The following is a 5,748-nucleotide window of genomic DNA, read 5'->3' as shown; positions in this document are numbered from 1 at the left end:
GCTCTTATGTCATCTCTTCTTTTGTCTTATGTGTAGCCTGTATAGCCAAATCCTCAAAACAATCCGCTAACTTTTTGTAACTGTAAAATTTTTTCATATAATGATGGATTTAATCCGCTTGGGTCTGGGTCATAATATTCTTTTTCTAAAAAATCCCCAAGCAAGTTACCAAGGACTTCAAGCGGTTCTTCGCATTCCACATTGATTGCACGTAGCCATGCTTTAACTTTTTCGGATTTTGTACCTTCTGGAATCTCAGAAGGAGCAAATGATGCAATAAACAAGTTATTTAACTCCTTACACGTATAATGGTACGCAAACATTGGAGGAAGTAGTCCAATGATTACAGGAGGGATTTTGTTTTTCTGAGATATTTTTTGCGGAGACGATAATTGCATTTTATGGCTTTATAATATCAAAAAGTGGTGTGGAGTGGTTTTTAGAGTATGATTTTATTGCCTGACCTTGTATAGAAGGTCGCGCAACAATTTTGTGGCTTATATAAGATTTGTGAAAGATAAATGCCATATTGTGTTTTATTTTTTCTCCTTTCATTGTTATAACAGTGAAGGGGGGAATAATGTGTGATAATTCGAAAAATATAGAATGATAACAGAAGTATAATTTTGTATTATCGTAACTGCAATAGCATTCTTTATTGGCAGATTGTTTATTGGAGAGAAGGAAGTAGGCAATGCGCATAATCCCTGAACGGAAGGTTTTGTGACAAGAATTTCAATAATGGCATGTTACTAAATGTTGTGTGTGTTCTTTGCTTGTCAGAAAAAGTAGATGGCGCTCTTTATTTGCATAACCGGTATCGAGTAATGAGTAATGCGGGAGGCTAGTTTAAAATCTCGTTTATTCCGTTAAAGCTTACTGTTTTCTATAAAAAGACTGTTTTCATGATATCCGCTGTTAATCTCGCGTATTTGGTAGAGATGAAAATATAAACGTTTATCGTGTCTGTAAGGGAGCTTGAAGCAATGAAGTTATGTGTAAAAGAGTTCTGAAAAGCTTCTTTTGTCCGTAAAACTTATAAGGAAAATTTAAAGGCAGGAAAATGTTAGAGAAATCTAAGAGTACGCTGTGAAAATCAAGAAACAGTCTTTTTAGAGATGGTTTGCGGTCTGTCATCGTGCTTCATGATTTTCAATGTTTTTAAAATTTCTTTCTCAATGAGAGAGGGCTTTTTTATTAAAGCGGGGGAGATTTGTTATGACAGTTAACAATGAAATGGAGAGAAGATGCTGCTTTACCAGCTGTTTTTGTCGCTTCAGTTTCATTTGAACCTATTGTGATTATGAAAGCATAGTGATTCAATGACTTTGAAAAGGGGGAATAACATTATCAAGTTTGCAATACAGTGCGATTTTTTGCATCGCGATGCGTGGCAGAAGATGGTCAGCATTTGGGGGCATTGTGGGTTCTATATTCTATGCTGGTTCTGTAGGGCGTCTGTTAGCGCATTTATGGAACTATTCCGCATTGAAACGCGTGCTTAATTTCGTGGATCTTTGCAAAGGTCTGATCAGAAAATCCCATATTTCAAGAGGTTTTTAGAGGGATTTAAAAGCACAGAGGTATCATAAAATTACAAACACCGTACGTTACTGGAGGTGATCAATTTTAGAGCTTAAGGAGCTTATCGGTTTAGTGTTCTTTCATAAAAATGATGAAGGCTGTGTTCAATGTCTCAGTGTGTTGGTTTCTCGAAAAGTGGTAAATGCTGTATGATTTTATATGCCATTGCCAATGTTATGGATAGGGTGTTCAAATAAAGCATATCATAAATCAAAATTCTTCTCTTTACGCGATAAGAGGAGGGCTAGGCAAAACAGTAAAAATGCAGCGATAGAGAATATGAAGAATACGATATATGTTTGGTTTAAGGACAGGGATTCTTCTGTCAGCGAATGGATCAAAAAGCCAGCGAATATACCCCCTAAGGCACCACCTATTTGCTGTAATATGCGTGTGATAACGGCTGTATCTTTGACGTATAAACTGTTGACATATTGGATGGGGGCGGAAAGGCAGACAATGGTGGCGATGCCAAGTCCTATGCCTCTTAGCAAGAATCCTAGTCCATCCATGCTTATATTATAGCCGAAGCATAATAACCCAAAGCTTGATATCACTAAACCAATTCCTATCATGAAAAAGGGAGATTTTTCTTTCCATTTTTGGTAAATAAATTTCCTGCCAATCCACGCACCTACTCCTTGCAGAGCAAGGAGGGCACCGATGATGAGAAGGCTCTTTTCATAGTTTCCTCCCATGGCAACGGCTAGTGGGAAATAAACGAGGAAGCTATAAAAAAGAAATGAAGCAACGAGCCCCATGATCATGAGCAATGTATAGCGCGCATTTTGAAATCCGCTAAAGACGATTAATTTGTTTTTTGCTTTCTGATTAGAAACAATGAATAATATGAGAGATATCACGGCTATAAGCGCTAGGATAAAGAGGGCGTTGTGGTTATTGATATTTCTGGCTTCTGTGAGGTAAAAAAACGAAAGAAGGGAGATGGAAAACGCTAAAAAAGCAAATAAGTTAAATTTTGTTTTTGTTGTTTCGTTGCTCTTTAAATGTTTTGCTCCAAGGGTGAGTGCCAATAAAATAAGCGGAATATTGATAAAAAATAACAAACGCCAAGACACATACTGAGCAAGCGAGGCGCCTACCAGCGGACCAAAGGCAGGAGCGAAAACTGTTGGTACGGCTATGGTGCCCATGGCTTGGCGCACGCGTGTCTGTCCAAATTGTAAGGCAATGATGGTTTGGCTAAGGGGCAGCAAAAGACCGGTCCCAAAACCTTGAACGATACGGGCAGATATAATAGTTGGAAAATTATAGCTTAATCCTACCCCCAGTGATCCAAGCATAAAAATGAAGCTTGCAAGAAGCCAAGTGCTTTTGATACCTATTCTTCCTTGCACAAAAGCGGCCATTAGCAGCCCTGGAACGGTGGCGAGAAAATAGGATGTTACAACCCATTGTATATTATTTTCTCCGACTGAAAAATAATGCGCAAGGTTAGGAAGGATGACATTGACAATGCTCCCGTCCAGCAGAGGAAGTATGCTGGAAATAATGACGGTATATATGACATACCTTTCTGTTTTTGTATAGGAATCTACCTTTTGCATTATTATGCCCCCTGTTGATATTCTTTAAAATATTGTCCCCGCCCCATTCCCAGACTTTTAAAAATTAACATGTGTTTGTGATGGCTGTGGTTTTGATATTGGGATAAATGTGATTGGGAGCGCTGATGGTCCCCTTGTATATAATCCCTCTTCCTCCAAAATGAAGCCATCAGTTAAGCTGATGTCAATGAGTTTATCGAGGAGTCTATTTGCCGTCAACTCAATCTGCATGAGAGCAAAAGCAGAACCTACACAAACGTGCACGCCTGCTCCAAAGGCTAAATGGTTTGCGGTCCTTATGAGACCCGCCCCAGTTTTACTGCCCCGTTTACGTTCTGGTATAAAATGATTGGGGTTCACAAAAATATCAGGATCACGGTTAGCTGCTCCAATCATACAAAAAACAAGAGAGTCGGCTGGTAATGTGACTCCTGCGAACTCTATCGCTTGATTGGTTTGGCGTGGTATAAGCTGAACGGGAGAAGTCAAGCGCAGTGTTTCTGTAATTGCATCGCCAAGAAGTCTCCTGTCATTTTGGATTTTTTCTAATTCATTTGGGTGTGTGAGTAAATGATAAAAAAGATAAGCTAATGTTTTATCAGCAGGCTCTATGGCGGCCAATAACATGTTAAGGACGAGAGCAACTATTTCAGAAGTTGTCATGCTATTAGCATCATTTGTTTTCTGGAATAAAACAGAGATTAAATCTTCTGATGAATTTTTGTCCCATTCTTCTATAAGTTGTGTTAAATAAGAGATGATATCTTTGCTGCACGATAAGCTGAATTCTTTTTCCTCATCTGATTGGTTTAGGCTGGTGACAAAAGATGCAACTCCCTTATGCCACATGGATATATCCTTGTAGCGATCTATTGGTAGGCCTAAGACCATTAATGTAACAAGCACACTATAGTCTTTACCGAATTCATTTATAATATCTATTTTCCCTTTTGCAAGATGCGGCACGAGAAGCTGGTCTATTATTTCTTCAATAATTTTAGTATAGTGCGTGCGGAACATTTTTCCAGTAAGTTTTGAAAGTATGGCGTGCCGCTTGCTATGGTGCTCATGCCCTTCCATTTGTGCCAATACGCGATCGCCCATTACCGGCTCTGCTCGAACGGCTAAGGGCGCTGTTGTAAAGCGGGTATCCTTCAAAATTGCGCTGACATCTTCATAGTGGCCAAAAAAATAAGCTTTAAGATTTTCATCCCAAAGAACAGAGTTAGAAGAATGTACAGTTTGGTATATATTGTATGGATTTTTTTGGAAATTTTTGTCCATAACGTTGAATTTAATAACGTTGCGCATCATTCATTTTCCCCTGAATCTTCAATCATAAACTGGTTCTTCTCATAAGTTTGCGTACATATCGAAACAATTCCGTGACCTTGTTGTTTATCAACACAGAGAGGTTGTTCACCATTGAGCAACAATTCTCCAACCGGCCATTCACGATGGTAAGCTAAAACTGAGTTTTCTCTATTAAGTAAAGATGGGCTATTTACGTAGAAAGGGATTTCATCAAAAATATATTCAAGAGAAATATTTGTTGTTTCTAAATTCTTTGTTTCTTCAATTGATAATCCCACGCTTTTTGCCCGACGTTCAACTGCTTGTATTGAGAGAAGTCAAGAATGCGAAATGATTTTTCTAAATTATAAGAATCATGAATATTATATAATATGCGTCTTATGCGATTGAGCTCTTTTTTTGTTTTCCTCTCTGCTTTAGCCTTAGTTGATCCAGAAGCTAATATAAGAAGCATGGCTGATTCTATATCTGGGAGCAATACGTCAATATCTTTGAATTTCTTTGCAGCCCAACATATGAGCTCAGTGATATATTTTTCTGAAAACCTTGTGTTGAACGGACTTATACCGATCATAAGATGTTGCTTCATCGCAATTAAACGAGAGCAGTTTTCCGATTGTCCCCTTATAGAAAACGAAAGACGGTTCATTACGTCTATTTCTTTTTGTAAACTCACACTCAATCCTCCCCCCCCGCATTCTATTATGGTGATTGTGGGAATATAATTTATTTAAAGAACTGATAACCAATTATCGAATAGTGTCCCATTATGTAACAAATAAAAAGTGTCTTGTAAAGGCAATTACGGATAATTAATCTGTTAAGTTAACGTAAGATACACACGGGTATTTGTACCACTTTAGTCATGAACATGGGAGAGACTCCAAATCCCGATGTATAGGGTTTGACGTTTACCCAGTGCTGGAATGTTAAGAGGAGATGTGCAAGCATTGAATTGAAACCCCAGTAAACGGCGGCTGTAACTATAACGGTTTTAAGGAAGCAAGACTACTTGTCGGGAAAATTCCGATCTGTACGAATGGTGTAACGAGCTTCTCCGTTGTCTCCAACGTAGACTCAGTGAAATTGAACGCACTGTGAAGATGGAAAGTTTTGGCCGGTTAGATAGAAAGATGACATAGTCCGCTAACTATCATTAAGTCCCTTTTTTTGCACGACACTGTTCAAGATAAAACCTAAGATGCCAATGATAAACAGTGTGCTTTGGGTGTGATGCACTTTTACAAAACCAGCTCCTAGAAAGCCAAGGCACACCGCTGTT

3 protein-coding genes, 2 pseudogenes and 1 other annotated feature are annotated in these 5,748 nt (G+C 38.5%); all 5 genes and pseudogenes read right to left on the bottom strand.

Going from position 1 to position 5,748, the window contains the following annotated elements:
* Positions 1–53: 53 nt before the first annotated feature.
* Positions 54–284, bottom strand: a complete 231-nt coding sequence (locus ACFIL7_RS01245) for a hypothetical protein (RefSeq protein ID WP_375643662.1) — start codon at positions 282–284, stop codon at positions 54–56.
* A gap of 1,503 nt (positions 285–1,787) precedes the next feature.
* A complete protein-coding gene (locus tag ACFIL7_RS01240; RefSeq protein ID WP_375643666.1) occupies positions 1,788–3,152 on the bottom strand; it encodes an MFS transporter in 1,365 nt (454 codons plus the stop codon).
* Positions 3,153–3,209: 57 nt separating this feature from the next.
* Positions 3,210–4,466 carry a cytochrome P450, cyclodipeptide synthase-associated gene (locus tag ACFIL7_RS01235; protein WP_375683256.1) on the bottom strand — a complete coding sequence of 419 codons (1,257 nt, stop codon included), beginning with the start codon at positions 4,464–4,466 and terminating at the stop codon, positions 3,210–3,212.
* Positions 4,463–5,115, bottom strand: a pseudogene (locus ACFIL7_RS01230) (tRNA-dependent cyclodipeptide synthase). The gene ACFIL7_RS01235 and the pseudogene ACFIL7_RS01230 overlap by 4 nt, the downstream one beginning before the upstream one ends.
* 114 nt (positions 5,116–5,229) lie before the next feature.
* Positions 5,230–5,518 (top strand) — a sequence feature (23S ribosomal RNA rRNA prediction is too short).
* Positions 5,519–5,612: 94 nt separating this feature from the next.
* Positions 5,613–5,748, bottom strand: a pseudogene (locus ACFIL7_RS01225) (MFS transporter); the annotation flags it as partial.

Origin of the sequence: Bartonella sp. AP3QHHD (assembly GCF_042195765.1) — a bacterium.
Lineage (GTDB): Bacteria > Pseudomonadota > Alphaproteobacteria > Rhizobiales > Rhizobiaceae > Bartonella.
The sequence above is the reverse complement of the archived record's forward strand: the minus strand, read 5'-3'. Positions and strand labels throughout refer to the sequence as shown.